Origin of the sequence: Usitatibacter palustris (assembly GCF_013003985.1) — a bacterium.
Lineage (GTDB): Bacteria > Pseudomonadota > Gammaproteobacteria > Burkholderiales > Usitatibacteraceae > Usitatibacter > Usitatibacter palustris.
The window spans coordinates 874,514-896,592 of the sequence record NZ_CP053073.1 but is presented as its reverse complement, the minus strand read 5'-3'; the positions used below and the strand labels follow the sequence as shown (position 1 = coordinate 896,592).

General features: G+C 66.7%; 26 protein-coding genes. 17 read left to right on the top strand and 9 right to left on the bottom strand.

The window, feature by feature from the left end; genetic code table 11:
• The first annotated feature begins 42 nt into the window (after window positions 1-42).
• The 12 genes from queF to DSM104440_RS04690 all read left to right on the top strand — a co-directional run bounded on the left by queF (window position 43) and on the right by DSM104440_RS04690 (window position 12,467).
• A complete protein-coding gene (gene queF / locus DSM104440_RS04745) occupies window positions 43-438 on the top strand; it encodes a preQ(1) synthase (protein WP_171160918.1) in 396 nt (131 codons plus the stop codon).
• Window positions 405-1,862 (top strand): glycosyltransferase family 4 protein, encoded by a 1,458-nt coding sequence (locus tag DSM104440_RS04740; RefSeq protein ID WP_171160917.1) that lies wholly within the window; start codon window positions 405-407, stop codon window positions 1,860-1,862. The genes queF and DSM104440_RS04740 overlap by 34 nt, the downstream gene beginning before the upstream one ends.
• Window positions 1,849-3,681, top strand: coding sequence for a glycosyltransferase family 2 protein (locus DSM104440_RS04735; RefSeq protein ID WP_171160916.1), 1,833 nt, complete (start codon window positions 1,849-1,851; stop codon window positions 3,679-3,681). The genes DSM104440_RS04740 and DSM104440_RS04735 overlap by 14 nt, the downstream gene beginning before the upstream one ends.
• Window positions 3,678-4,745 carry a class I SAM-dependent methyltransferase gene (locus DSM104440_RS04730; protein WP_171160915.1) on the top strand — a complete coding sequence of 356 codons (1,068 nt, stop codon included), beginning with the start codon at window positions 3,678-3,680 and terminating at the stop codon, window positions 4,743-4,745. The genes DSM104440_RS04735 and DSM104440_RS04730 overlap by 4 nt, the downstream gene beginning before the upstream one ends.
• Before the next feature lie 59 nt (window positions 4,746-4,804).
• Window positions 4,805-6,022, top strand: a complete 1,218-nt coding sequence (gene dapC / locus DSM104440_RS04725) for a succinyldiaminopimelate transaminase (RefSeq protein WP_171160914.1) — start codon at window positions 4,805-4,807, stop codon at window positions 6,020-6,022.
• Window positions 6,019-6,837: a 2,3,4,5-tetrahydropyridine-2,6-dicarboxylate N-succinyltransferase gene (gene dapD / locus DSM104440_RS04720; RefSeq protein ID WP_171160913.1), complete on the top strand. Its 819-nt coding sequence runs from the start codon at window positions 6,019-6,021 to the stop codon at window positions 6,835-6,837. Before dapC ends, dapD begins: the two co-directional genes overlap by 4 nt.
• 24 nt (window positions 6,838-6,861) lie before the next feature.
• A complete protein-coding gene (locus tag DSM104440_RS04715; protein WP_171160912.1) occupies window positions 6,862-8,025 on the top strand; it encodes a PilT/PilU family type 4a pilus ATPase in 1,164 nt (387 codons plus the stop codon).
• A complete protein-coding gene (locus tag DSM104440_RS04710) occupies window positions 8,022-8,573 on the top strand; it encodes an Mpo1 family 2-hydroxy fatty acid dioxygenase (RefSeq protein ID WP_171160911.1) in 552 nt (183 codons plus the stop codon). Before DSM104440_RS04715 ends, DSM104440_RS04710 begins: the two co-directional genes overlap by 4 nt.
• Entirely contained in the window at window positions 8,570-8,911 is a 342-nt protein-coding gene (locus DSM104440_RS04705; protein ID WP_171160910.1) for an Mpo1-like protein, read from the top strand. Before DSM104440_RS04710 ends, DSM104440_RS04705 begins: the two co-directional genes overlap by 4 nt.
• Window positions 8,865-10,001 (top strand): succinyl-diaminopimelate desuccinylase, encoded by a 1,137-nt coding sequence (gene dapE, locus DSM104440_RS04700; protein WP_171160909.1) that lies wholly within the window; start codon window positions 8,865-8,867, stop codon window positions 9,999-10,001. Before DSM104440_RS04705 ends, dapE begins: the two co-directional genes overlap by 47 nt.
• Entirely contained in the window at window positions 9,998-10,864 is an 867-nt protein-coding gene (prmB, locus tag DSM104440_RS04695) for a 50S ribosomal protein L3 N(5)-glutamine methyltransferase (RefSeq protein WP_171160908.1), read from the top strand. The genes dapE and prmB overlap by 4 nt, the downstream gene beginning before the upstream one ends.
• A gap of 220 nt (window positions 10,865-11,084) precedes the next feature.
• Window positions 11,085-12,467 (top strand): di-heme oxidoredictase family protein, encoded by a 1,383-nt coding sequence (locus tag DSM104440_RS04690; RefSeq protein WP_171160907.1) that lies wholly within the window; start codon window positions 11,085-11,087, stop codon window positions 12,465-12,467.
• On the opposite strand, the gene DSM104440_RS04685 is transcribed toward DSM104440_RS04690, so the two are convergent.
• Both DSM104440_RS04685 and DSM104440_RS04680 read right to left on the bottom strand, forming a co-directional pair.
• Window positions 12,464-13,327 (bottom strand): bile acid:sodium symporter family protein, encoded by an 864-nt coding sequence (locus DSM104440_RS04685; protein WP_171160906.1) that lies wholly within the window; start codon window positions 13,325-13,327, stop codon window positions 12,464-12,466. The two genes, DSM104440_RS04690 and DSM104440_RS04685, sit on opposite strands and share 4 nt — an antisense overlap.
• A gap of 1 nt (window position 13,328) precedes the next feature.
• The gene (locus tag DSM104440_RS04680; RefSeq protein ID WP_212758206.1) at window positions 13,329-14,117 is read right to left on the bottom strand and encodes a class II aldolase/adducin family protein; all 789 of its coding nucleotides are present in this window, start codon (window positions 14,115-14,117) and stop codon (window positions 13,329-13,331) included.
• A 55-nt stretch (window positions 14,118-14,172) separates the two neighbouring features.
• Here DSM104440_RS04680 and DSM104440_RS04675 point away from each other — a divergent pair, with 55 nt between their 5' ends.
• Genes DSM104440_RS04675 through DSM104440_RS04665 form a run of 3 tightly spaced genes read left to right on the top strand, consistent with a single transcriptional unit; the run spans window position 14,173 to window position 15,823 of the window.
• Window positions 14,173-14,559, top strand: coding sequence for a VOC family protein (locus DSM104440_RS04675; protein WP_171160905.1), 387 nt, complete (start codon window positions 14,173-14,175; stop codon window positions 14,557-14,559).
• Complete coding sequence (gene pdxH / locus DSM104440_RS04670; protein ID WP_171160904.1) at window positions 14,556-15,188, top strand: pyridoxamine 5'-phosphate oxidase; 633 nt, start codon at window positions 14,556-14,558, stop codon at window positions 15,186-15,188. The genes DSM104440_RS04675 and pdxH overlap by 4 nt, the downstream gene beginning before the upstream one ends.
• Window positions 15,161-15,823 carry a gamma-glutamylcyclotransferase gene (locus DSM104440_RS04665; protein WP_212758205.1) on the top strand — a complete coding sequence of 221 codons (663 nt, stop codon included), beginning with the start codon at window positions 15,161-15,163 and terminating at the stop codon, window positions 15,821-15,823. The genes pdxH and DSM104440_RS04665 overlap by 28 nt, the downstream gene beginning before the upstream one ends.
• On the opposite strand, the gene DSM104440_RS04660 is transcribed toward DSM104440_RS04665, so the two are convergent.
• The 5 genes from DSM104440_RS04660 to DSM104440_RS04640 form a co-directional block, all read right to left on the bottom strand.
• On the bottom strand, window positions 15,824-16,186 hold the full coding sequence (locus tag DSM104440_RS04660) for a YciI family protein (protein WP_171160903.1): 363 nt from the start codon (window positions 16,184-16,186) through the stop codon (window positions 15,824-15,826).
• 9 nt (window positions 16,187-16,195) lie between these two features.
• Window positions 16,196-16,555 carry a DUF1428 domain-containing protein gene (locus DSM104440_RS04655; RefSeq protein ID WP_171160902.1) on the bottom strand — a complete coding sequence of 120 codons (360 nt, stop codon included), beginning with the start codon at window positions 16,553-16,555 and terminating at the stop codon, window positions 16,196-16,198.
• A 546-nt stretch (window positions 16,556-17,101) separates the two neighbouring features.
• Window positions 17,102-17,680 (bottom strand): cysteine hydrolase family protein, encoded by a 579-nt coding sequence (locus DSM104440_RS04650; RefSeq protein ID WP_171160901.1) that lies wholly within the window; start codon window positions 17,678-17,680, stop codon window positions 17,102-17,104.
• A 9-nt stretch (window positions 17,681-17,689) separates the two neighbouring features.
• Entirely contained in the window at window positions 17,690-17,902 is a 213-nt protein-coding gene (locus tag DSM104440_RS04645; RefSeq protein WP_171160900.1) for a DUF2917 domain-containing protein, read from the bottom strand.
• Window positions 17,903-17,907: 5 nt separating this feature from the next.
• A complete protein-coding gene (locus DSM104440_RS04640; RefSeq protein WP_171160899.1) occupies window positions 17,908-18,102 on the bottom strand; it encodes a hypothetical protein in 195 nt (64 codons plus the stop codon).
• A 94-nt stretch (window positions 18,103-18,196) separates the two neighbouring features.
• On the opposite strand from DSM104440_RS04640, the gene gcvA reads away from it, so the two are divergent.
• Together gcvA and DSM104440_RS04630 are read left to right on the top strand one after the other, a co-directional pair.
• The gene (gcvA, locus tag DSM104440_RS04635) at window positions 18,197-19,090 is read left to right on the top strand and encodes a transcriptional regulator GcvA (protein ID WP_171160898.1); all 894 of its coding nucleotides are present in this window, start codon (window positions 18,197-18,199) and stop codon (window positions 19,088-19,090) included.
• Window positions 19,087-19,662, top strand: coding sequence for a hypothetical protein (locus DSM104440_RS04630; RefSeq protein WP_171160897.1), 576 nt, complete (start codon window positions 19,087-19,089; stop codon window positions 19,660-19,662). Before gcvA ends, DSM104440_RS04630 begins: the two co-directional genes overlap by 4 nt.
• A gap of 28 nt (window positions 19,663-19,690) precedes the next feature.
• On the opposite strand, the gene rluB is transcribed toward DSM104440_RS04630, so the two are convergent.
• On the bottom strand, window positions 19,691-21,406 hold the full coding sequence (gene rluB / locus DSM104440_RS04625; RefSeq protein ID WP_171160896.1) for a 23S rRNA pseudouridine(2605) synthase RluB: 1,716 nt from the start codon (window positions 21,404-21,406) through the stop codon (window positions 19,691-19,693).
• Window positions 21,396-22,076 carry an SMC-Scp complex subunit ScpB gene (gene scpB / locus DSM104440_RS04620; protein WP_171160895.1) on the bottom strand — a complete coding sequence of 227 codons (681 nt, stop codon included), beginning with the start codon at window positions 22,074-22,076 and terminating at the stop codon, window positions 21,396-21,398. The genes rluB and scpB overlap by 11 nt, the downstream gene beginning before the upstream one ends.
• Window positions 22,077-22,079: the final 3 nt, after the last annotated feature.

Genomic DNA, 22,079 nt, shown 5'->3' with positions numbered 1-22,079 from the left:
TGCCAACGCTCGATTATCATGCAGGCCGAAGGAAATACGCGAATGCCCAAGGCAAAACCCAACAAAGACCTCGAGACGTTCCCCAATCCGGCGCCGGGCCGCGACTACGCGATCCACATGGAGATGCCGGAGTTCACGTGCCTGTGCCCGAAGACGGGCCAGCCGGACTTCGCCGAGCTCGACCTCGATTACGTCCCCAACAAGAAGTGCGTGGAGTTGAAGAGCCTCAAGCTCTACATCTGGTCGTTCCGCAACGAAGGGCGCTTCCACGAGGCCGTCACCAACGAGATCCTCGACGACCTCGTGCGCGCGACCAGCCCGCGCTACATGCGCCTCACCGCGCGCTTCCTGGTCCGTGGCGGGATCTACACCACCGTCACGGCCGAGCACGGCGACGCGAGGAAATGGGGGCCGACGCTCCAGCAGTCGTCCACGTAACCGCGCTGCACGGCGGGGGCGTGGACCGGCACGTGCGTTCGGTCGCACGGTCGGTCGCCCGGCCGCATTGGTTCTGGCATGCCGGGGCGTCGGCCGATGTCCTCGAGAACCCCGCTGATTCGCGCACTTACGTTCTCGATCGCAGCCGCCTCGCGAAAGCCTCCGACGCCCTTCGCGCCCGGCGCGTCGGCGTCATCCACCTGCATTCCACGGCTCGCCCTTCGCGCGCCATTGCCGCACGCCTCGCGCTCGACCTCGCCGCCCGCACGATCGTGACGCTGCACGACGTGCTCTTCCTGCGCGCCGATGCCTTCGAGGAAGGCGATCCGCTGCAGCCCGATCCGGCGTGGCTCGCGGAGATGGAGCCGGTGCTGCGCGATGCCGCCGCCGTGCTGGCGCCCTCGGACTTCATCGCCGGGCTGGCACGGGAACACTTCCCGGGGCTCGAGGTGAGCGTCGTCCCGAACGGATCGATCCATGCCGGACCGCGCGCGCTCGCGCCCCGCGCCGAGTTCGCGGCGCGGCGACCGAAGCACGTCGTCGCGGTGACGGGTGCGATCGGTCCGCACAAGGGCAGCGACATCCTCGAGGAGCTCCCCGCGCACCTCGAGGGCAGCGACATCGGCATCGTCGTCGTCGGCTACCTCGACCGGCAACTGTTTCCCGGATGGCGCGTGCCGGGGCGCCTCTTCATCCACGGCGCCTGGGCCGATGCGGATGCGACCGGGCTCCTCGAAGCCTATGGCGCGCGACTCGTCCTGTTTCCCAATCGCGTGCCCGAGAGCTTCAGCTATGCGTTGTCCGACGCCTGGGCGGCCGGGCTGCCGGTCCTGGCCACGCGGCAGGGCGCGCTTGCCGAGCGCATCGAGCGCCACGGCGGGGGCTGGCTGCTGCCCGCGGATGCCGACGCCGCCACCATCGCGCGCGAGCTGCGGCGCCTCTTCGAAGGCGACGAGATCGCGCGCGTACAATCGACGCTGTCGCGCCAGGATCCGGCGCGCCTTCCGCCCCTCGAAGACATGGCCCGATCCCTCGAAGCGCTCTACCGGCGTTTCGCGATCGACCCGGCAGCGCCGGCCGACGCGGATGCCCGCGACCTCGAGCACCTCGTGACCGCGAACCTCGACGGCTCGCTCTTCCGCACGGAGCTCATTCGTTTATCTGACGAGTACGCGCAGCTCGCCGCCGCACTGGAGGACGAGCGCGGCCGCTTCGCGCAGTTCCAGTCCGAAGCGCGCGAATGGATCGCGAAGCTCGAAGCGGACGTGAAGACGCTCTCCGCGAGCCTCGAGATCGAAGTCGAGGAACGCCGCTGCCTCGGGCAGGAGATCGTGCAGCTGCAGATCCACAAGGACGCGTTCGACCGCCTGCCCGACCTCGTGCGCCGCTACCTGCTCAAGAAGACCCTCGATGCGCGAAATTGACCTGAGCATCGTCGCGTACCAGCCCGACTTCGCTCTCCTGCGCCAGCTCCTGTCGAGCCTCGCCGAGCCGCTCGATCCGCCCGCGCGCCTGAACGTCCTCATCCACGACAACAGTCCGGATCCCGAAGTGACTGCCCGCCTGAAAGCGCTGCCGGAGCTGCAGCCGGGCGGCGCCTTCACGCGCATCGACGTGCAGCATTCGGGGGCGAACGTGGGGTTCGGCTGCGGCCACAACGCGAACGCCGCGCGCGGAACGGCGCCGCTCTTCTTCGTGCTCAACCAGGATTGCATCCTCGAGCCGGGCGCGATCGCGATCCTGCTCGGGCACGTCGCCACCGACCCGGCCAACGTCGCCGCGTGGGAGCTGCGCCAGATTCCGTATGAGCATCCCAAGGCCTATGACCCGGTGACGATGGAAACGCCGTGGACAAGCGGCGCCGCAACGCTTTATCGCCGTGCGGCCTACGACGACGCGAACGGCTACGACGAACACTTCTTCATGTATGGCGAGGACGTGGATCTTTCGTGGCGGCTGCGTGCGAAGGGCTGGAAGCTGCGCTATGTCCCGCGCGCGGGCATCGTCCACCGCACGTATTCGACGCCCGACGAAGTGAAGCCCCGGCAAGCCGCGGGCGGCGTGTTCGCGAGCCTGAGCCTGCGCGCGCGCTTCGGGAGCCCCGGCCGCATCGCCGAGGGTTTCGCGATGCTGTTCGCGGAGCTCACGAGACGCCGTTCCTATCCGGGGCGACGCCGAAGCCTGCTCGCCGCGTACCTGCGCTACCTCTGGCACGCGCCGCATTTTCTGCTCACGCGCGTGAAGGCCAACGAGCACTTCCGCCCGCACTTCGCGGGGTGGGGCTACGAAATCCGCCGCGAAGGCGCTTTCCACGAGCTGCGTTCGTGGCGCGACGTGCCGGTACGCGCGACGCCGCTCGTGTCGATCCTCATTCGCACGGTCAATCGCCAGGCGCTGTTGCGCGAGGCGCTCGCCTCCTGCGCGAACCAGACGTGGCCCAACCTCGAAGTCGTGGTGATCGAGGATGGCCCCGCGTTCTCGCGCGCGGTGGTCGACGAGTTCCGCGATCGCCTCAACATCCGCTACAAGGCCACCGGCGAGCGCGTCGGCCGCGCACACGCGGGCAACCTCGCCATGGCCGAAGCGCGCGGCGAGTGGCTCAACTTCCTCGACGACGACGATCTGTTCTTCGCCGATCACGTCGAGGTGCTGGTGGAATCGGTGCAGCGCACCGGCCTCAAGGGCGCGTACTCGCTCGCGTGGGAAACCCACACAGAGTTCGTCGATGCCTCGCGTGCCGTGTATGAAGAGGTGCTGCACGTCACCCGCCACCAGCAGCGCTTCGACCGCCTGATCCTGTGGCATCACAACTATCTCCCGATCCAAGCCGTGCTCTTCCATCGCAGCCTCTTCGAGAAGCTCGGCGGATTCGCCGAGGACATGGACCAGCTCGAAGACTGGAACCTGTGGACGCGCTACACGCTGGAGAACGACTTCGTGCTCGTGGAGAAAACGACCTCGAAGTACCGCGTGCCCGCCGCCGCGCGCGTCGCGGCGGAGCGCCAGGCGCTGCTCGATCGCGCCTACGAAGATGCGCTCGAGCGCCAGCGCGCGCTCGCCCTCACGTTGTCGCCGCGTGCGATCTCCGAGATGGCCGACGCGTACGTGCGCAGCCAGGCGGTGATGATGGTCACTCGGAACGACCTCCGCCGTTTTGTGGGCTCGCACAAATGGCTCGCGAGCATCGCTTCCTGGCGCCAGCCCGCGAAGGAATGGCTGCGCCGCCGCCGGATCGTGCGATGAACGACGAACTCGAGTTCACCGGCGAGCGCTTCATTCCCGGAGTGAAGGGCGAGATCTGGGTCGAGCACTGGCATCGCTACCACTTCGCCTCGCGCTGGGTCGCGGGCAAGCGCGTGCTCGACATGGCTTGCGGCGAAGGCTATGGCTCGGCGCTGCTCGCGCGCGGTGCCGAGCACGTGACAGGTGCGGACATTTCCGAGCAGGCGATCGCGCACGCCCGCGCCGCGTACGCGAAGGTTTCCAACCTCGAGTTCGCCAACGCGAGCTGCGCGAAGCTGCCCTGGCCCGACGCGAGCTTCGATGTCGCGGTCACGTTCGAGACGATCGAGCACATCGACACGCAGGAAGCCTTCATGGACGAGCTCGCACGCGTGTTGAAGCCCGACGGCGTGCTGGTGATGTCGTGCCCCAACAAGAGCGAGTACAGCGACCGCCGGAACTTCAAGAACGAGTTCCACGTGAAGGAGCTCTACCGCGCCGAGCTCGCGAAGCTCGTCGGCGATCGCTTCCCCGAGGTGAGCTGGTACGGCCAGCGTCCGAGTTTCTTTTCGGTGATCGCGCCGGAAAACGGCACGGCGCATTCGGGCGAGTTGTTCGAAGTCTCCGAAGCGCATCCGCAGGAGGCCTCTCCGGCTCTCGGCGCCCCGCTCTATTTCGTGGTGATCGCAAGCCGCAGGCGTGTGTCCATCGCCCTGCCGCCGGCGGTCTCGGTGTTCTCCGACCTCGACGACTGGGTCCACAAGGACTACGAGAAGGTCATGAAGTGGCTCGAGCAGTCGGCTGCCCACGGCCAGGCGCTCACCGTGCAGCTCGCGCAACGCGATGCCGACGCGGCGCAACTGCGCGCGGCCGTGGAATCGCTGCGCGCCGAGCGAGCCTGGGCGCAGGCCACGAGCGACACCGCGCTCGCGCAACGCGATGCGCGCATTGCGGAGGCCCAGGCGGCGCTCGCCGCCCGCGACGCGGAAGTGCGTCGCCGCGGCGGCTTGCGTTGGTGGCTGAAGCTCCCCTTCGTCCGCTTCGGATTGATGAAGGACGACGCGGACGGTGGCCCCAGGACTTAAGCAGCTCTGCCGCCTTCGCTCCCGACGCAACACGCCGGTTCATTCCCTATAATCACGGGGTGAATCGGCGCCTGCGTCTACTCCAGCCCTACCCCTTCGAAAAGCTCCGCGTGTTGCTGGCCGGCGCGCGTCCGCCCGCGGACCTCGCGCCGATCAACATCTCCATCGGCGAGCCGCAGCACCCCACACCCGCGTTCCTGAAGGACGCCCTTGCGGCAAACGCCGCCGGCCTCTCGCGGTATCCGCTCACGCGCGGCTTGCCCGAGCTGCGCGAAGCGGTGGCCGCGTGGCTCGCGAAGCGCCATGGCGTAGCGATCGATGCGGCCACGCAAGTGCTTCCGGTCGCGGGCAGCCGCGAGGCGCTCTTCTCCTTCGCGCAGGCCACGCTCGATCACGACGATCGGGATTCGCTGGTGCTTTGCCCGAATCCGTTCTACCAAATCTACGAAGGCGCGACGCTGCTCGGAGGTGCCACACCGTACTACGTGAACGCGCTCGCCTCGCGCGGCTTCCGTCCCGACTGGGCGGGCGTCCCCGAGGACGTGTGGAAGCGCACGCGGCTCCTCTTCACCTGCTCGCCCAACAACCCGAACGGCCGCGTGATGCCGCTCGACGAGTGGCGCGAGCTGTTCGCGCTCTCCGACCGCTACGGCTTCACGATCGTCTCCGACGAGTGCTACAGCGAAATCTACTTCGACGAGTCCGCGCCGCCGCTGGGCGCCCTCGCCGCCGCCTACCAGCTGGGCCGCGACACCTTCGAGCGCCTGGTCGCGGTGGGCTCGCTCTCGAAGCGCTCGAACGCGCCGGGCCTGCGCTCGGGATTCGCCGCGGGCGATGCGGCACTCCTCGAGGACTTCGCGCTGTATCGCACCTATCACGGCACGGCGCTCAGCAACACCGTGCAGCTCGCCTCGGCCGCCGCGTGGAAGGACGAACGCCACGTCGCCGAGAACCGGCGCCTCTATCGCGAGAAGTTCGCGGCGTTCTACGAGCTCGTGAATCCCGTGCTGCCGCTCGCGATGCCCGAGGCGGCGTTCTATTTCTGGGCTGCCGTGCCCGGTGACGACGAAGCATTCGCGCGCGAGCTCTTCGAGCAAGCGCACGTCACCGTGCTGCCCGGCAGCTATTTGTCCCGCGATGCACACGGCGTGAACCCCGGGAGGGGCCACATCCGCATCGCCCTGGTCTCCACCGTCGACGACGCCGTCGAAGCCGGCCGGAGGATTCGAGATTTCGCCCGCCAATGGGCACCCGCACACGCAGGAGCCGTGAGATGACCTTGCAGCAAACGATCGATGCCGCTTTCGAAAACCGCGCCGACCTCAACGCGAAGAACGCTTCAACCGAGGTGAAGGCCGCGGTGGCCGAGGCGCTCCAGGGCCTCGACAGCGGGAAGCTCCGCGTGGCCGAGAAGCAGGGCGGCGAGTGGATCACGCACCAGTGGCTGAAGAAGGCGGTGCTGCTTTCGTTCCGCCTGCGCGACAACGAGATCATGCAGGGCGGCTTCACGCACTACTTCGACAAGGTCGATTCCAAGTTCGCGCGCTTCTCGCAGGCCGACTTCGCCGCCGGCGGCTACCGCGTCGTTCCTCCCGCGGCCGCGCGCCACGGCGCGTTCATCGCGAAGAACGTCGTGCTCATGCCCTCGTACGTGAACGTCGGCGCCTATGTCGACGAAGGCACGATGGTCGACACCTGGGCCACGGTCGGCTCCTGTGCGCAGATCGGCAAGGGCGTGCACCTGTCGGGCGGCGTGGGCATCGGCGGCGTGCTCGAACCGCTGCAGGCCAACCCCACGATCATCGAGGACAATTGCTTCATCGGCGCGCGCAGCGAAGTGGTCGAGGGCGTGATCGTCGGCGAGGGCTCGGTGGTGTCGATGGGGGTCTACATCGGCCAGAGCACCAAGATCTACAACCGCATGACCGGCGAGGTTTCCTACGGGAAGATTCCGCCCGGAAGCGTCGTCGTATCCGGCAACCTCCCCGGTCCCGATGCGCGGTATAGTTTGTATTGCGCGGTGATCATCAAGCAGGTCGACGCCAAGACCCGGGCCAAAACGGGCATCAATGAATTGCTGAGGGGCGACTAGGCAGCACAACGGGAGACGCACGCAATGTTCATCGAGAAGCTCCTGCAGTTGATGGCCGAGAAGAAAGCCTCGGACATCTTCATTTCCGCGGGTTCCCCGCTGTCCATCAAGATCGCCGGCCAGATCATGCCGGTGAATCCGCAATCCATGGACGCGGAGACGACGAAGAAGATCTGCTACGAGATGCTCACGCCGGCGCAGATCGAGATCCTCGAGAGGGACAAGGAGCTCAACTTCGCCAAGCCGATGCTGGGCCTTGGAAACTTCCGCGTGAACATGTTCTGGCAGAAGGGCTCGGTGGGCGGCGTGATCCGTTTCGTCACCGCGGAGATCCCGGCGATCGCCTCGCTGAACCTGCCCCCGGTGCTCTCCTCGCTCGTCATGGAAAAGCGCGGCCTGATCCTCGTGGTCGGCGCGACCGGCTCGGGCAAGTCCACCACGCTCGCCTCGATGCTCGACTTCCGCAACAAGTCCGCGGCCGGCCACATCCTCACGATCGAGGACCCGATCGAATACGTCTTCACGCCGCAGAAGTCGATCATCAACCAGCGTGAAGTCGGCAACGACACCACCGCCTTCCACGAAGCGCTGCGCAACGCCATGCGCCAGGCGCCCGATTGCATCCTGATCGGCGAAATCCGCGACCAGGAAACGATGCGCATGGCCCTCACGTATGCGCTCTCGGGCCACCTTTGCCTCTCGACGCTGCACGCGAACAACGCCTACCAGGCCATGAACCGCGTGATCAGCTTCTTCCCGCTCGAAGTGCGCCCGATGCTGCTGCAGGATCTCGCGGTGTCCTTGAAAGCGGTCATCTCGCAGCGCCTGATCAAGACGATCGACGGCGGCCGCACGCCGGCGATGGAAGTGCTGCTCAACACGCGCAACGTGCAGGAGCAGATCGAGAAGGGCGAAGTGGGCGAGATCAAGGAAGCGATGGAGAAAAGCATGTCGCCCGGCTCGCAGACCTTCGAGCAGGACCTTTTCCGCCTCGTGCGCCAGAACAAGATCTCCACCGAGGAAGCGCTCGCCAACGCCGACTCCGCCACCAACCTCGGCTTGCTGCTCGGTAACTCCGGGATCATGCCGGCGATGGCCGAGAAGGCGAAGCAGCCCTCGCGGCCGGGCTCGACCTCGTTCGGCGACTTCAAGATCTCGGAAGAGCCGGAACAGACGCTGGGCCATTGAAGAAGCTCGCCGAAAACCTGACCCAGTACGCGGCCTACCACCGCGACCGCCGAAACATTGCCACGCACTTCGTCGGCGTGCCGATGATCGTGTTCGCGATCGTCCTGGCACTCGCCACGATGTCGCTGCCGCTCGACCTCGGTTTTCCCGTGACGATCGCGGCCCTCGTTTGCGTGGCCGGCTGCGCGTACTACCTGTGGCTGGACCTCACGCTCGGCGTGGCGATGGTGGCCACGATGTTCGTCATGCTCGCGATGTCGAGCGAGATCACGCACCGCCTGCCCACCGGCGCCACGCTGGCACTCGCCGCGGGGATCTTCATCGTCGGCTGGATCATCCAGTTCATCGGCCACAAGTTCGAGGGAATGAAGCCCGCGTTCTTCGACGACGTGAAGCAGCTGCTCATCGGGCCGCTCTTCGTGTGTGCCGAAGCGTTCTTCCTGCTGGGCGCGAAGCCGCAGCTGCGCCGCTACATCGAGGAGCGCGTGGGCCCCACCGTCGCGCGTCGTGACGGGCGGCCGATTCCGATCCATGAGGAGGCGCTGTGAGCTACGCGAGCTTCTGGGACTTCTACCCCTTCTACCTCGGCGAACACCGCAATCCGACGTGCCGCAAGCTGCACTTCATCGGCACCAGCCTCGTCGTCGGCCTCACGATCACCGCGATCACCACGCAGAAGTGGTGGCTCTTCTACTTCGTGCCCATCGCGGGCTATGGTTTCGCGTGGGTCGGGCACTTCGCCTACGAGAAAAACCGTCCCGCCACCTTCAAGCACCCGTTGTACAGCTTCATGGGCGACTGGGTGATGTATTGGCAACTGCTCACCGGAAAGATCGCCTTTGAAGAACGAAACGCTGGAGCTGGCCAAAGCGCTGATCGCACGTAAGTCGGTCACCCCGGCCGACGAGGGCTGCCAGCAACTCCTGATCGATCGCCTGACCCCCCTGGGCTTCAAGCCCGAGGTGTTCGCCTGCGGCGACGTCACCAATCTGTGGATTCGCCGCGGCACCGCGAAGCCGCTGGTGGTGCTCGCGGGCCACACCGACGTCGTCCCGCCCGGACCGCTCGAGAAGTGGCACTCCGATCCCTTCGTGCCCACCGTGCGCGAGGGCAAGCTCTACGGCCGCGGCACCGCCGACATGAAAGCCTCCATCGCCGCGTTCGTCGTCGCGTGCGAGCGCTTTGTCGCGGCGCATCCGTCGCATCCGGGTTCGGTCGCGCTGCTCATCACCTCGGATGAGGAAGGTGTCGCGGTCGATGGCACCGTGCGCGTCGTCGAGGCGCTGAAGGCGCGCGGCGAAACACTCGACTACTGCATCGTCGGCGAGCCTTCCTCCACGCAGGTCTTCGGCGACACGATCCGCCGAGGCCGCCGCGGCACGCTTACCGGCCGCCTCGTAGTCCACGGCGTGCAGGGGCACGTGGCGTATCCGCACAACGTGAAGAATCCCGTGCACCTCGCCGCGCCCGCGATCGCGGAGATGGCGGCAACCGAGTGGGATCGCGGCAACGAATTCTTTCCGCCGACGTCCTTCCAGGTTTCCAATATCCACGCGGGTACCGGCGCGCAGAACATCACGCCCGGCCACATGCAGGTCGACTTCAACTTCCGCTTCTCGACCGAGAGCACGCCCGATTCGCTGAAGGCGCGCGTGCAGCAGGTCCTCGAGCGACACGGCCTCGAGTTCGACCTCGCGTGGACGCTGGGCGGCAAGCCCTTCCTCACCGAGCGCGGCCGCCTGATCGACGTGCTCGCCGGCGTGGTGAAGCAGGTCTCGGGCGTCACGCCGAAGGTCGATTGCGCGGGCGGTACTTCCGACGGGCGCTTCATCTTCGACATCTGTCCGCAAGTCGCGGAGTTCGGCCCGGTGAACCGCTCGATCCACAAGGTCAACGAAGCCGTGGCGCTCGACGAGCTCGAGCCGCTCACCGAGGTCTACCGCCTCGCGCTCGAAGGCCTGCTGATCGCGAAATGACGACGGCCCGCGACCTGCTCGAGGAGGCCGTCGCGCGCATGGAAGCTGCTGGCGTTTCCTTCGGCCACGGCACCGTGAATGCGCTCGACGAAAGCGTGTGGCTCCTCCTGCACACCCTCGGCGTTCCCTATGCGGAAATGGACGAGCACATCGTCGTGAGCGCGGCCAAGGCTCGCACGTACCGCGCCCTTGTCTCCAAGCGCATCGCCACGCGCAAACCCGCTGCGTATTTGCTCAACGAAGCCTGGCTCGGTCCCTACAAGTTCTACGTCGACGAGCGCGCGATCGTGCCGCGTTCGTTCATCGCGGAATTGCTCTTGCGCGAGTGGGGGCAGGACCTCTTCGCGAAGCCCGGCATCTCCGATTGCCTGGACCTGTGCACCGGCTCGGGCTGCCTCGCCATCCTGCTCGCCGACAAGCGCCCGAAGGTGAAGGTCGATGCGGTGGATCTTTCGTCGGACGCGCTCGAAGTGGCGAAGCGCAATGTCGCCGACTACAAGCTCACCAAGCGCATCAAGCTGATTCGCTCGAACATGTTCGCCGCGCTGGGCGATCGCACGTACGACCTGATCGTTTCCAATCCGCCCTACGTGAAGGCTTCGTCGATGCGCGCGTTGCCGGAGGAATACCGCGCGGAGCCGGCGATGGCCCTCGCGAGTGGCTGCGACGGCCTCGATCACACGCGCACGATCCTTCGTGAAGTGCGTCGCCACCTGAATCCGCGCGGCCTGCTCGTGGTGGAGATGGGGCACAACAAGCGAGCGCTGGTGAAGGCCTTCCCGAAGCTACCTTTCCAGTGGCCCCGCACGGTCGGAGGGACGGGAAAGGTGTTCACGCTGCGTCGCGAGGATCTCGCGCACTAGCGGCGTCACATTCCAGCGACTGCAGGCATTCGTTGGAATTCAATACGTTGACCTCGTAGCGCGCGAACGGCGTCTCCTCCGCCAGACAAACGCGCGGAAATCTTTACAACCAACTCCTTGATTACCCACGATTCCGACGGATGGCACGGTCGATGCGTGCATGTTTTACCGAAGTCACCGACAACCATCCGGCGCACGCACGCGAGAGGAGTCGCGAACCATGCGGAAAAGCGCCTTTGTCGTCCCGATCGCCGTCCTGGTCGGCACCAGCTTGCTCCACACAACCGATGTCGCATCCCAATTTCGCGCGCGTGATCCGGGCGTTCGCGGTGGTTCGTCGGGCGCGGGAGGAGCCCTGCCGGGACTGAGTCCGAAGGAGATCGCCTTCTTCCTCGCGGGCAAGGCGGACTTCGAAGAGGCCGAAGAGATTGACGAAGGCCTCGGCCCGACGATGAACCTCGACGGCTGCGGTGGCTGCCATTCGCAACCCGCGATCGGTGGCACCAGCCCCGCCGTGAATCCGCAGGTCGCGTTCGCGAACCTCAACGGCATGACCAACCGCGTCCCGTCGTTCATTCGTTCCAACGGGCCGATCCGCGAAGCGCGCTTCGTGCGCAACGCCGACGGTTCCGCCGACGGCGGCGTGCACGCGCTGTTCACGATCGCGGGAAGTCCCGCGGCGCCGGGATGCCGGCTCGCGCAGCCCGACTTCGAGCGCCAGGTTTCCAATCGCAACGTGGTCTTCCGGATTCCCTCGCCGGTGTTCGGCGCGGGGCTGATCGAGCAGATTCCCGACAGCGTGATCCTCGCCAACCAGGCGTCGGACCTGACCGCCAAGCGCGCGCGCGGCGTTCGCGGGAAAGCCAACTTCTCGCTCTCGGGACGCACGGTGTCAGGCCAGGCGAACAACAACGGCAACGACGGCACGATCGCGCGCTTCGGATGGAAAGCGCAGAACCAGTCGCTGCTGCTGTTCTCCGGCGAGGCCTACAACGTCGAGATGGGCATCACCAACGAGCTCTTCCAGGTCGAGCGTGACGAGTCGCCCGCCTGCCAGTTCGCGCCGGTGCCCAACGACTTCCTGAACACGAATGCAACGACGCCGCTCGATGCCGTGGGGGCCATCGAGAAATTCGCGGTGTTCCAGCGCTTCCTGGCACCGCCCACGCCCTCGACGATTTCACCCGGGGGGTCGGACTCGATCGCGAACGGGCGCAATGCGTTCACGAGCGTGGGCTGCGCGATGTGCCACACGCCTTCGATGCGCACGGGCAACTCGTCGGTCGCCGCCTTGCGCAACAAGTCCGTCAACCTGTTCTCGGACCTGCTCGTGCACGACATGGGACCAGGGCTCGCCGACGGCATCACGCAGGGCCAGGCGGGACCTTCGGAATTCCGCACCGCGCCTCTGTGGGGCCTGGGCCAGCGGATCTTCTTCCTGCACGACGGAAGGACCTCGGACCTGATGGAGGCGATCGCCGCGCATCGCAGCGGCAGTGACCGCGGCGGCGATGCGTCGGAAGCCAATGACACGATCGATCGCTTCAACGACCTGGGCGAACGCACGAAGCAGGACCTGCTGAACTTCCTGCGATCTCTCTAGGGACCCACCCAGCGACGCGCGATGAAGATGAACGCGATCCCGGTGAAGTACATCAGCACGCCGTAGATCGCCCCAGGCAGCATCATCGCGTCGTCGCGGAGGATCGTGGAGGCGATCACGATGGCGAGCGTCACGTTCTGCACGCTCGATTCGATCGCCACCGTGACCGCCTGGCGGCGCTCGACCCCGATGGCGCGCGACAGGCCATAGCCGAGCACCAGCAGGATCGCGTTGATCGACAGGACGATCGGCGCGAGTGACGCGAGGTGAGTGGCGAACAACGCGCGGTGCTTGAAGATGCTCGCGGCGACGATCACCACGAACACGATCGCCGCGACAAGGCCCAGGCGCGCTTGCCAGCGCGAGACGAAGCCCGGCCACCTGGCGCGCACCAGCATGCCCACGATCACCGGCACGCCGATGACGATGAAGATCTGGCCCATCATCGTGCCGGCGGGAAACGCGACGTCGCGCGCCTCGCCGATGAAATGGCCGATCGACGCGCCGACGATGAACGGCACCGTCACGATCGAGACCAGCCCCGCGAACGCCGTGAACGAGAGCGCCAGCGCCACATCGCCACGGGCGTAGTACGTGAGCATGTTCGAGGTCGTCCCGGTGGGACACGCAGCCACGATCATGAATCCCACGGCGAGCGCGCCCGAAAGTCCCCAGAGCTTGAGAAGCGCGAAGGCCACGAGCGGCAGCAGCACGAAGTGGCACAGGGCGCCGACCGCGAACGCGCGCGGATTGGCGAACACGCGGCGGAAGTCGGCGACGGTAAGCCCGATCCCCAGCGAGAACATGATGAACATCAGGCCCGCCGGGAGGAGGACCAGGGTCAGGACATCGCCCTGCACCTCAGTGACGCCAGCCGGGTTGCTCCCGGTCGAGCATCCGCAGCAACCCCGGCCACGCGAGCATTCCGCCCGACTGGCGCGTGACGGTTTCCGAGGCCTTCTGGATGCCCTCGAGGATGGGCTTGGGAATCGGGATCAGCTCGCCGCCGCCGGCCTGCGCACGCACCTGCACTTCGCACGACTTCTGCAGGATGTACATCAGCAGGAACGCGTCGGGCACCGTGCGCGCGCACGTGAGCAGCCCGTGGTTGCGCAGGATCATGTTGTGGTTCTTGCCGAGATCGGCGACCAGGCGCTTCTTCTCCTCGGGATTGAGCGCCACGCCCTCGTAGTCGTGGTACGCGAGGTTCGAGAGCGGGAAGAGCGATTGCTGCGAGATCGCGAGCAGCCCGCCCTTCTGGCACGACACCGCCACGCCGTCCACGGTGTGCAGGTGCATCACGCAGTGCGCATCCTCGCGTGCCTCGTGGACCGCGGAGTGGATCGTGAAGCCCGCGGGATTGATGTCGAAGGGCGAGGGCATCGCCTTGTTGCCCTCGAGATCGATCTTCACGAGGCTCGAAGCGGTGATCTCGCCGAACATCATTCCGTACGGGTTGATCAGGAAGTGGTGATGCGGCCCGGGCACGCGCGCCGAGAGGTGCGTGAACACGAGGTCGTCCCAGCCGCACTTCGCCACGAGGCGGTAGGCCGCCGCGAGGTCGGTGCGCACCTGCCATTCTTCCTTCGTGACGTGCCCCTTCGCGGAGCGAATCGCCATGACCGGGTCGGAATCCCTGACTCTGTCCATTTCTGTTCTCCTCCGTCTGCAAGTAGGATAGCGAAAAACGGAGCCCGGTTTTCGAATGATCGCCATCGACCGCATCGACCACGTCGTCCTCACCGTCGCCGACATCGACCGCACCTGCGAGTTCTACTCGCGCGTGCTGGGGATGGAACGCGTCACCTTCGCGGGGGGCCGCACCGGCCTCGCCTTCGGGCGCCAGAAGATCAATTTGCACCAGGCCGGGCGCGAGTTCGAGCCCAAGGCCCTCAAGCCCACGCCCGGTGCCATCGACATGTGCTTCATCGCCGCGACGCCGCTCGACCAGGTCGCCGCCCACCTGAAGGCCTGCGGCGTGGCAATCGCCCAGGGGCCGGTGGAGAAGACCGGCGCGCTCGGCGCGATGATGTCGGTCTACTTCCGCGATCCCGACGGCAACCTGCTCGAGGTCTCGAACTACCCGGCATGAACCTCAACGACCTGCGCAAGGAATACTCGCTGCGCTCGCTCGACGAGCGCGAAGTCGATCGCGACCCGATGCGGCAGTTCGACGCGTGGATGGCCGAAGCGATCCAGGCGCAAGTGCCCGAGCCGACCGCGATGCACCTTTCGACGGTGGATGGCGAAGGTCAGCCCAGTGGGCGGATCGTGTTGCTGAAGGAAACGGACGCGACGGGCTTCGTATTCTTCACCAACTACGCGAGCCGCAAGGGGCGCGAGCTCGCCGCCAATGACGCCGGGGCGCTCACCTTCATGTGGAAAGAGCTCGAGCGCCAGGTGCGCATCGAGGGGGCGATCACGAAGGTGGAGGCCGCGGTCTCGGACGCGTACTACTCCAGCCGGCCGCTGGGCGCGCGCATCGGCGCGTGGGCAAGCCCGCAGAGCGAACCGATCGAGAGCCGCGCGTGGCTCGAGCAGCGCCTGCAGGAGCTCGCTCGCGAGCACGGCGAGAACCCGCCGCGGCCGCCGCACTGGGGCGGCTACCGCCTCGTGGCTTCGCACTTCGAGTTCTGGCAGGGGCGGCAGAGCCGGCTGCACGACCGCATCATTTACGATCGCGAAGGCCCCGAGTGGCGAATTCGCCGTCTCGCCCCCTGAACGCGCCCCACGGCGGCTACGCGCCTCCGCCCGAGGCCGCCACACCGCTCACGCCCACGGAACTGCTCGCAAGCCTGCGCGCCGCGCTCGAGCCCTGGACGCCCGGCACGCCGTTCTGGATCTTCGCGTACGGCTCGCTCATGTGGAACCCGAGCTTCTCCTTCGACGCGCGCCATGTCGCCACGGTGCGTGGCTATCACCGATCGTTTCGCGTGTGGTCGCGCATCAATCGCGGCACGCCGGAGAACCCCGGGCTCGTGCTCACGCTCGAATGCGGCGGCAGCTGCCGCGGGCTCATCTATCGGATCGCGCCCGATCGCGTGCAGGAGGAAATGGGCCGCATCTGGAAGCGCGAGATGAACTACGGCTCGTACCGCCCCAAGTGGCTCAACTGCAGCGTGGGTGATGAAACGATTCGCGCGCTGGTCTTCACGGTGAATCGCACGTGCACGGGTTACTCCGGCGCGATTCCCGAGGACATCATGGTGCAGGCGCTCGCGAGCGCGGCCGGCCGCTACGGGCCGGCCCACGACTATCTCTTCAAGACCACCGAAACGCTGCGCGCCCACGGGATTCGCGACGCCCGCGTCGAGCACCTTGCGGGGCTCGTGCGCGCGAAGATGGGCACCGCTTAGTCAGGCGAAATCCTCGGCCTCGTACATCGGGCGAATCTCGATGTCGGAGTCCTCGCCGGGCATCGGGTTGGGGCATTTCTTCACCCACTCGATCGCCTCCGCGAGCGACTTCACCTTCCACACCCAGAAGCCCGCGACCAGCTCCTTGGTTTCGGCGAACGGGCCGTCGAACACCTGGCGCTTGTCGCCGCTGAAGCGAACGCGCGCGCCCTTCGAGCTGGGCCGCAGGCCATCGCCCGATTGCATGATCCCGGCCTTCACCAGTTGCTCGTTGAACTTGCCCATCGCCGTGAGCAGCTCCTGGCTGGGCAGGAGGCCGGCCTCCGAATTCTTCGTGGCCTTCACCATCACGAGGCATCGCATCGTCGCCTCCTAGGCCTTCACGATGATCTTGAAGCCGCCCATCGACATGCGCTTGCCGTCGAAGGGCATGGGAGCCTCCATCAACTTCAGCATGCGCTTGTCCTTCATGACCTTCGCGTTGACGCGGTCGCGATGGGCGCGCGACTTGTAGACGACGTAGGAAAACACCACCGTCTCGGTGGGCTTCGTCCGCGCGAGCTTGGTGAACGGCGTTCCGTGGTTCGTGGCGAGGTCGTCGCCCACGGCCTCGATGTACTGCAGCGCACCGGCGTCCATCCAGACCTTGCTCGCGACCTTCGCGATCTTGCGATAGGTCTCGACGTTCTTCTTCGGAACCGCGATCACGAATCCATCGATGTAGGCAGCCATGCGTCTCTCCTCGAGTTTTGGTGTTCGTGCCCTGTAGTCGAACGGCGGGGCCGAAATTCGACAGGGTGGGGGAAAAAAAGGCGCTGTCCCACGCGGGGTGCTTCTTGCGCATCCAGGCCTGGGATTTTTCGACCAGCGTCGCGAGCACGCGTTCATCCACGTCCGCGAGGTGGTTGATGTACAGGCAAACCGCGCCCGTCTTGTACTTGCCGAGCTTCTTCATGAGCGGGTCCGAGGCCAGGATCTCCGCCACGAGGTAGAGGACGAGGCCGGTCCTGCGCGGCGCGAATCCGGCGCGCGGCCAATCGATCTCCTTGCCGCCGGTCATGCACTTGTAGGTTCCAAAGCCGATGATGGACGGACCCCACATGACCGGCGTCTCGCCCGTGACTTTCCGGTAGAGCGCCAGGACCGCCTTCGCGTCCTTGCGGCGTTGCTCGTTCTCGAGCCCGGCGATGAACTTCGCCACGCTCTCCTTCGTCGGTCTCGTCTTCGGTTCGGCCATGGGTACCTCCCGGGGGCGAACCGGGATAGTACCGAGATCCTTCAGGCGGCGAGCGCCTCGGGATGGCGGCGCGCGAGCCAGGCTTCGAGGCTCAGCACGCGCGCATAGCTGCCGGCGAGCGTGGCCAGGTGCGCGGCGTGGACGTCGGTGGCGGAAACGGTGCGCCCGCCATGGGACACCGAGCGCGCGATGCACGCGTCCTCGATCACGTTGCACGCGAACCCGAAGTCGACCGCATGGCGGACGGCGGCATCCACGCACAGGTGGGTGCAGGCGCCGGCAACCACCAGCTCGCCCACGTCGCGTTCCCAGAGGTCGTCGTGCAGCGTCGTATCGCGAAAGCAGTTGGCGACATGCTTCACGATGACCGGCTCGTCGGGCAGCGGGGCGAGCGAGTCGTGGAACTCCACGCCGCAGCACCCGGCCACGCAATGGTTCGCGCCCGGTCGAATCGAGACGTGCTGCACGTGGAAGCGCGGCCAGTCGTTCTCGCGAAACTGCGCGAGGAGCGCCGCGGCCTTCGGGGCCACCGCCTCGATGCCTTCGAGCGGCGCGAGGCCGCCCGGGAAATGGTCGTTCTGCATGCCGATCAGCAACAACGCGGGAAGGCGGGCCACCATGGAGTCTCCTCAGTTCTTTTCGATGTGCACGCGCGAGGCGTCGACGGCCTCGATCAGCGCGCGACCGTCGCCGTGCAGGCTCGCACTCTCGCCCGCGCTCAGCCAGATGTCGTCGAGCCGCGATTCCTCCGTGATCCAGAGCCGGCCCTGCGCCACGCAGATCTCGACGCCGCGTCCGTGCTCGAGCGTCACGAACTGGCCCGGGGCCAGCGAGACGTCCATGGCGTTCACAGCGCGATGTTCTGCAACACGGTGCCGTGGCGCTCGGCGACCGTGCGCGTGTCCTTCACGAAGACGCTCGCCGCGCTCGCCGCACCCAGCACCGCCACGATCAAGGCAATCGGGATCCACACCGGCACGCGCCGCCGTGCGCGGGGAACGCAATCGGGGTCACGCAGGTCGATCGGGTCATTCACGTTCATGGGTACCTCCTCAGCAAGTGTGAGCATTATTGGCACTCCCCCTCCTCCCGGCCAAACGATGGATTTTGACCTCGTTTGCTAATATGCTTCACACATGCCGCAACGCCTTCCGCCCCTCGCCACGCTGCGCCCGTTCGAAGCGGCCGCACGCCTGGAGAGCTTCAGCCGCGCCGCCGAGGAGCTGCACCTCACCCACGGCGCGGTGAGCCACCAGGTGCGCGCCCTCGAGGAACATCTTGGGACACCGCTGTTTCACCGGCATGGCAAGCGCGTGTCACTCACCACCGCCGGGCGCGCGTTCGCCGAACGCATTCGCGGCGCGCTGGGCGAGATCGCGCAGGCCGCCGACCAGATGCGCGGCGCCCGGCGCACCAATCGCCTCACGGTGAGCGTGCTGCCCTCCTTCGCTTCGCGCTGGCTCATGCCGCGGCTCATCCGCTTCATGGATGCGCAGCCGCAGATCGAGATCAACGTGATGGCCACGAACGCGCTCGCGAATTTCGCCGTGGACGACGTGGACATCGCGATCCGCTTCGGCAAGGGGCCGTGGCCGCCGCTCATGAGCGAGAAGATCCTCGAGGATGAATGCTTCCCGGTGGCGAGCCCCAAGATGAACCGCGGGCGCCTGCCGAAGACCGCGAAGGAATTGCTGGGCGTTCGCCTGATCCGCGAGGATCGCGATTACTGGGTGGAGTGGTTCGAGGCCGCGGGCATGCCCATCGAAGGCAAGCTCGGCGGGCCGGCCTTCAACGACGCCTCGCATTCGATCCAGGCCGCGATTCGCGGCGAAGGCGTGGCCCTCACCCGCCGCTCGCTCGTGGGCGAGGACATCGAGCGCGGCGCGCTCGTGCAGCTCTTTCCGCTCACCATCAAGACGGGCGAGTTCTACAGCCTCGTGTGGCCCAAGGAGCTCGACGACGACCCGAAGGTCAAGGCGTTCCGGGACTGGGTAAAATCCGAACTCAAGAACCACAAATCAGGGAGATGAGCTTGTCGAACTACTTTCGCGTCGCGGCCTTCGCGGCGCTGGCCGGCGCCTGCACCGCCTGGGCCCAGGAGCCCAAGTCCGACCGGGAGTACCTCTGCGTCGACGACCACGAGACCCGCATGATCCAGAAGGAGCCATGCACCTCGAAGCCGGTCTCGAAGACCAACGTGCCGCTGCGGGCGAGCGCGATCTCGGAGGCCAATGCCAAGGAAACGATCCGCCGCCACGACATCGCAATGTCCTCGAAGGACCCGCTCACGGCGGTCACGTTCCTGTCGAAGGAAGTGCAAGTGGAGCTGATCAGCGCGAGCCGGCCCCGCCAGATCCTCGACCGCAAGAAGTGGTCGGACATCCTCGTCAACGCGCTGCACGCGGTCGACCACTACAAGGTCGAGCGCAACTGCAAGGCGACCGAGACCTACCTCACCGACATGGCGCTGCAGTGCGACTCCACCGAGAAGTGGAAGATCCTCGAGCGCTCCGGGACGGAGAAGGCCAACAGCACGATCGACGTCGTCATCGAGGACGGCTACGTGCGCATCAAGAAGCTCAAGTCCTACTCTTCCTGGTAAATAAGTGGGGTCAGACCCCACTTATTTCCTACCAGACGCGGCGGTTCTCGTTGGTGAGCGGCTGCTCGTCGCCTCGATCGTTTTCCTTCTTCGCCGGTTCCACGTAGCGCGGCTGCTCATCGCCCTTGGGCGGGATGTAGCGCGGTTGCTCGTCGCCGCCGCGCGCGCCGCGGTGGCGCTGCTTGCCGCGCGGACCGCGCTTCTTCTGGCCCGGATTGCCCGGCTGCTGGCCCTGACCCTGGCCCCGGCCGTGGCCTTGACCCTGGCCGCCTTGCGGAGACCGGTTGCCGCGATCGTCGCCGCGAAGCTTCTGGCTGCCCGAATCGAAGCCGTTGTCGATGTATTGGCCCGGATCGGCCCTGAGGATGGTGGGAGGCGTCTCCACCGGCGGGGGCGGCGCCGGCTCGGCCCGGTTGCCGGGTTCGATCTCCGGAGCCTGGACCTGCGGAGCCTGGTGGCGCGGGCGATTCTGCTGACCCTGCTGGCCGCGGGGCTGGCCCTGGCGTCCCTGTCCCTGCGGGCCCGGTTGCCCGCCCTGTCCGTGCGGCTTGTTGCGATGCTTGCCGCGCTTGCCGCCGCCCTTGCCCTGGCGATTGCCGGCTTCGCCCTGGCCGCCGCCTTGGCCGCCCTGGCCACCCTGTCCGCGATTGCGTGGCGGCTGGTTCGGGTTGCGCGGCTGCTGCTGGTGATTGCCGTGATGCTGGTGCGGCTGCGCCTGGCGCGGATCGATCGGCTGCGGCGGATCCTCGGGATCGAGATCGGCTTCGACTTCGATCGCGCGCGGGATGAACTTGTCCTCCTCGTCGTCTTCCTGCGTCTCACCCGCTTCGGACTCCGCGGCGTTGTTCATGCCGGCGAACGCGAGCAGCGTTTCGACTTCCTGCTCCTCGAGCGGGCGCATCATCCCGCGCTTCAGGAACGCGGGCATGTGAACGGGACCGTAACGCACGCGCAGCAGGCGGCTCACCGTGAGGCCCACGGCTTCGCACATCTTGCGCACTTCGCGGTTGCGGCCTTCCTTGATGACGACGTGGTACCACTTGTTGGCGCCGTCGCCGCCGCGGTCCTCGACCGATTCGAACTTGCAGAGGTCGCCCTCGATGTCGATGCCCGCGAGCAGCTTCTCGCGGCATTCGTCGGTCATCTCGCCCAGCAGCCGCACCGCGTACTCGCGCTCGACTTCGAAGCGCGGATGCATGAGCCGGTTGGCGAGCTCGCCGTCGGTCGTGAAGATGAGCAGGCCGCCGGTGTTGAGGTCCAGCCTTCCGACCGACACCCAGCGACCGCCCTGCACGCGCGGCAGTTTTTCGAAGACCGTGGCGCGGCCCTGCGGGTCGTCGCGCGTGACGATCTCGCCTTCGGGCTTGTGATAGAGGAGCACCTGCGGAAGCGTTTCGCCGAAGCGCAGCGTGATCGCGTGGCTGTCGAGCTTCACCTTGTCGCCGGGGCCCACGAGGTCGCCCAACTTCGCGACCTGGCCGTTGATGGTGATGTGGCCCTGCGCGATCAGGATCTCGATGTTGCGACGCGAGCCGTGGCCCGATTGCGCCATGACTTTCTGCAGGCGTTCACGCTTGCCGCCGCCCTGGCCGCCACCGCCGCCGCCACCACCGCCGCGATTACCGCCCTTGCCGCGTTGCTTGTTGCGGCGGCGATTGTTCGGGTTGTTCGAGCCCTTGGCCCATTCGGGCACGATGCCGCCGGGCCACTGGAGGTTCTGGTTGGAATTGGATCTATCCCGCATGGTGTTCGGGCTCCGTCGTCGTGTCGTCGGGCAGCAGTGAAACCTGTGTGCCCGTGGGGGTGGGACTCGCGTCGATCGCGGGAGCGACCGATTCGAGCGCCGACTGGAGCTCGTCCAGGGCCGGCAGCTCGTCGAGCGAGCGAAGGTTCAGGTCATCGAGGAACTTCTTCGTGGTGGCGAAGAGCGCGGGGCGACCCGGCGTCTCGCGGTGGCCGACGATGTCGATCCAGCCGCGTTCCACCAGGGCGTTCAGCGTGGGGGGCGACACCGCCACGCCACGGACATCCTCGATGTCCCCGCGCGTGGCGGGCTGGCGGTAGGCGATGATCGCGAGCGTCTCGAGCACGGCGCGCGAATAACGCGGCGCCTTGTCGCCCGAGATGCGGTCGATGAAGGGCTGGAACTCGGGCTTCACGCGGAAGCGCCAGCCGGAGGACACGCTCGTGAGCTCGATCGAGCGATCGGCCCACTCGTCCTTCAGCTCGTCGAGCACCTTGCGGATGTTCTCGGAGTCGACTTCGCCTCCGAAGAGGCGCTTCAACTGCTGGACGTTGAGGGGTTCGCCCGCGGAAAGCAGGGCGGCTTCGAGCACGCGCTTCACGTGCACGAGGTCGACGGTGCTCTCGGGAGGCGGAGCGGCGTCGGGATTTTCGGGGACGAGGTCGTTCATGTC

What these genes read in the sequence shown, in the direction of transcription:
- DSM104440_RS04740 (WP_171160917.1), top strand. Translation starts at nt 405, where the DNA reads ATGGGGGCCGACGCTCCAGCAGTCGTCCACGTAACCGCGCTGCACGGC.
- DSM104440_RS04690 (WP_171160907.1), top strand. Translation starts at nt 11,085, where the DNA reads ATGCGGAAAAGCGCCTTTGTCGTCCCGATCGCCGTCCTGGTCGGCACC.
- queF (WP_171160918.1), top strand. Translation starts at nt 43, where the DNA reads ATGCCCAAGGCAAAACCCAACAAAGACCTCGAGACGTTCCCCAATCCG.
- DSM104440_RS04630 (WP_171160897.1), top strand. Translation starts at nt 19,087, where the DNA reads ATGAGCTTGTCGAACTACTTTCGCGTCGCGGCCTTCGCGGCGCTGGCC.
- DSM104440_RS04640 (WP_171160899.1), bottom strand. Translation starts at nt 18,102, where the DNA reads ATGAACGTGAATGACCCGATCGACCTGCGTGACCCCGATTGCGTTCCC.
- DSM104440_RS04715 (WP_171160912.1), top strand. Translation starts at nt 6,862, where the DNA reads ATGTTCATCGAGAAGCTCCTGCAGTTGATGGCCGAGAAGAAAGCCTCG.
- dapD (WP_171160913.1), top strand. Translation starts at nt 6,019, where the DNA reads ATGACCTTGCAGCAAACGATCGATGCCGCTTTCGAAAACCGCGCCGAC.
- gcvA (WP_171160898.1), top strand. Translation starts at nt 18,197, where the DNA reads ATGCCGCAACGCCTTCCGCCCCTCGCCACGCTGCGCCCGTTCGAAGCG.
- DSM104440_RS04730 (WP_171160915.1), top strand. Translation starts at nt 3,678, where the DNA reads ATGAACGACGAACTCGAGTTCACCGGCGAGCGCTTCATTCCCGGAGTG.
- DSM104440_RS04645 (WP_171160900.1), bottom strand. Translation starts at nt 17,902, where the DNA reads ATGGACGTCTCGCTGGCCCCGGGCCAGTTCGTGACGCTCGAGCACGGA.
- rluB (WP_171160896.1), bottom strand. Translation starts at nt 21,406, where the DNA reads ATGCGGGATAGATCCAATTCCAACCAGAACCTCCAGTGGCCCGGCGGC.
- DSM104440_RS04675 (WP_171160905.1), top strand. Translation starts at nt 14,173, where the DNA reads ATGATCGCCATCGACCGCATCGACCACGTCGTCCTCACCGTCGCCGAC.
- DSM104440_RS04650 (WP_171160901.1), bottom strand. Translation starts at nt 17,680, where the DNA reads ATGGTGGCCCGCCTTCCCGCGTTGTTGCTGATCGGCATGCAGAACGAC.
- DSM104440_RS04655 (WP_171160902.1), bottom strand. Translation starts at nt 16,555, where the DNA reads ATGGCTGCCTACATCGATGGATTCGTGATCGCGGTTCCGAAGAAGAAC.
- pdxH (WP_171160904.1), top strand. Translation starts at nt 14,556, where the DNA reads ATGAACCTCAACGACCTGCGCAAGGAATACTCGCTGCGCTCGCTCGAC.
- DSM104440_RS04660 (WP_171160903.1), bottom strand. Translation starts at nt 16,186, where the DNA reads ATGCGATGCCTCGTGATGGTGAAGGCCACGAAGAATTCGGAGGCCGGC.
- DSM104440_RS04680 (WP_212758206.1), bottom strand. Translation starts at nt 14,117, where the DNA reads ATGGACAGAGTCAGGGATTCCGACCCGGTCATGGCGATTCGCTCCGCG.
- scpB (WP_171160895.1), bottom strand. Translation starts at nt 22,076, where the DNA reads ATGAACGACCTCGTCCCCGAAAATCCCGACGCCGCTCCGCCTCCCGAG.
- prmB (WP_171160908.1), top strand. Translation starts at nt 9,998, where the DNA reads ATGACGACGGCCCGCGACCTGCTCGAGGAGGCCGTCGCGCGCATGGAA.
- DSM104440_RS04735 (WP_171160916.1), top strand. Translation starts at nt 1,849, where the DNA reads ATGCGCGAAATTGACCTGAGCATCGTCGCGTACCAGCCCGACTTCGCT.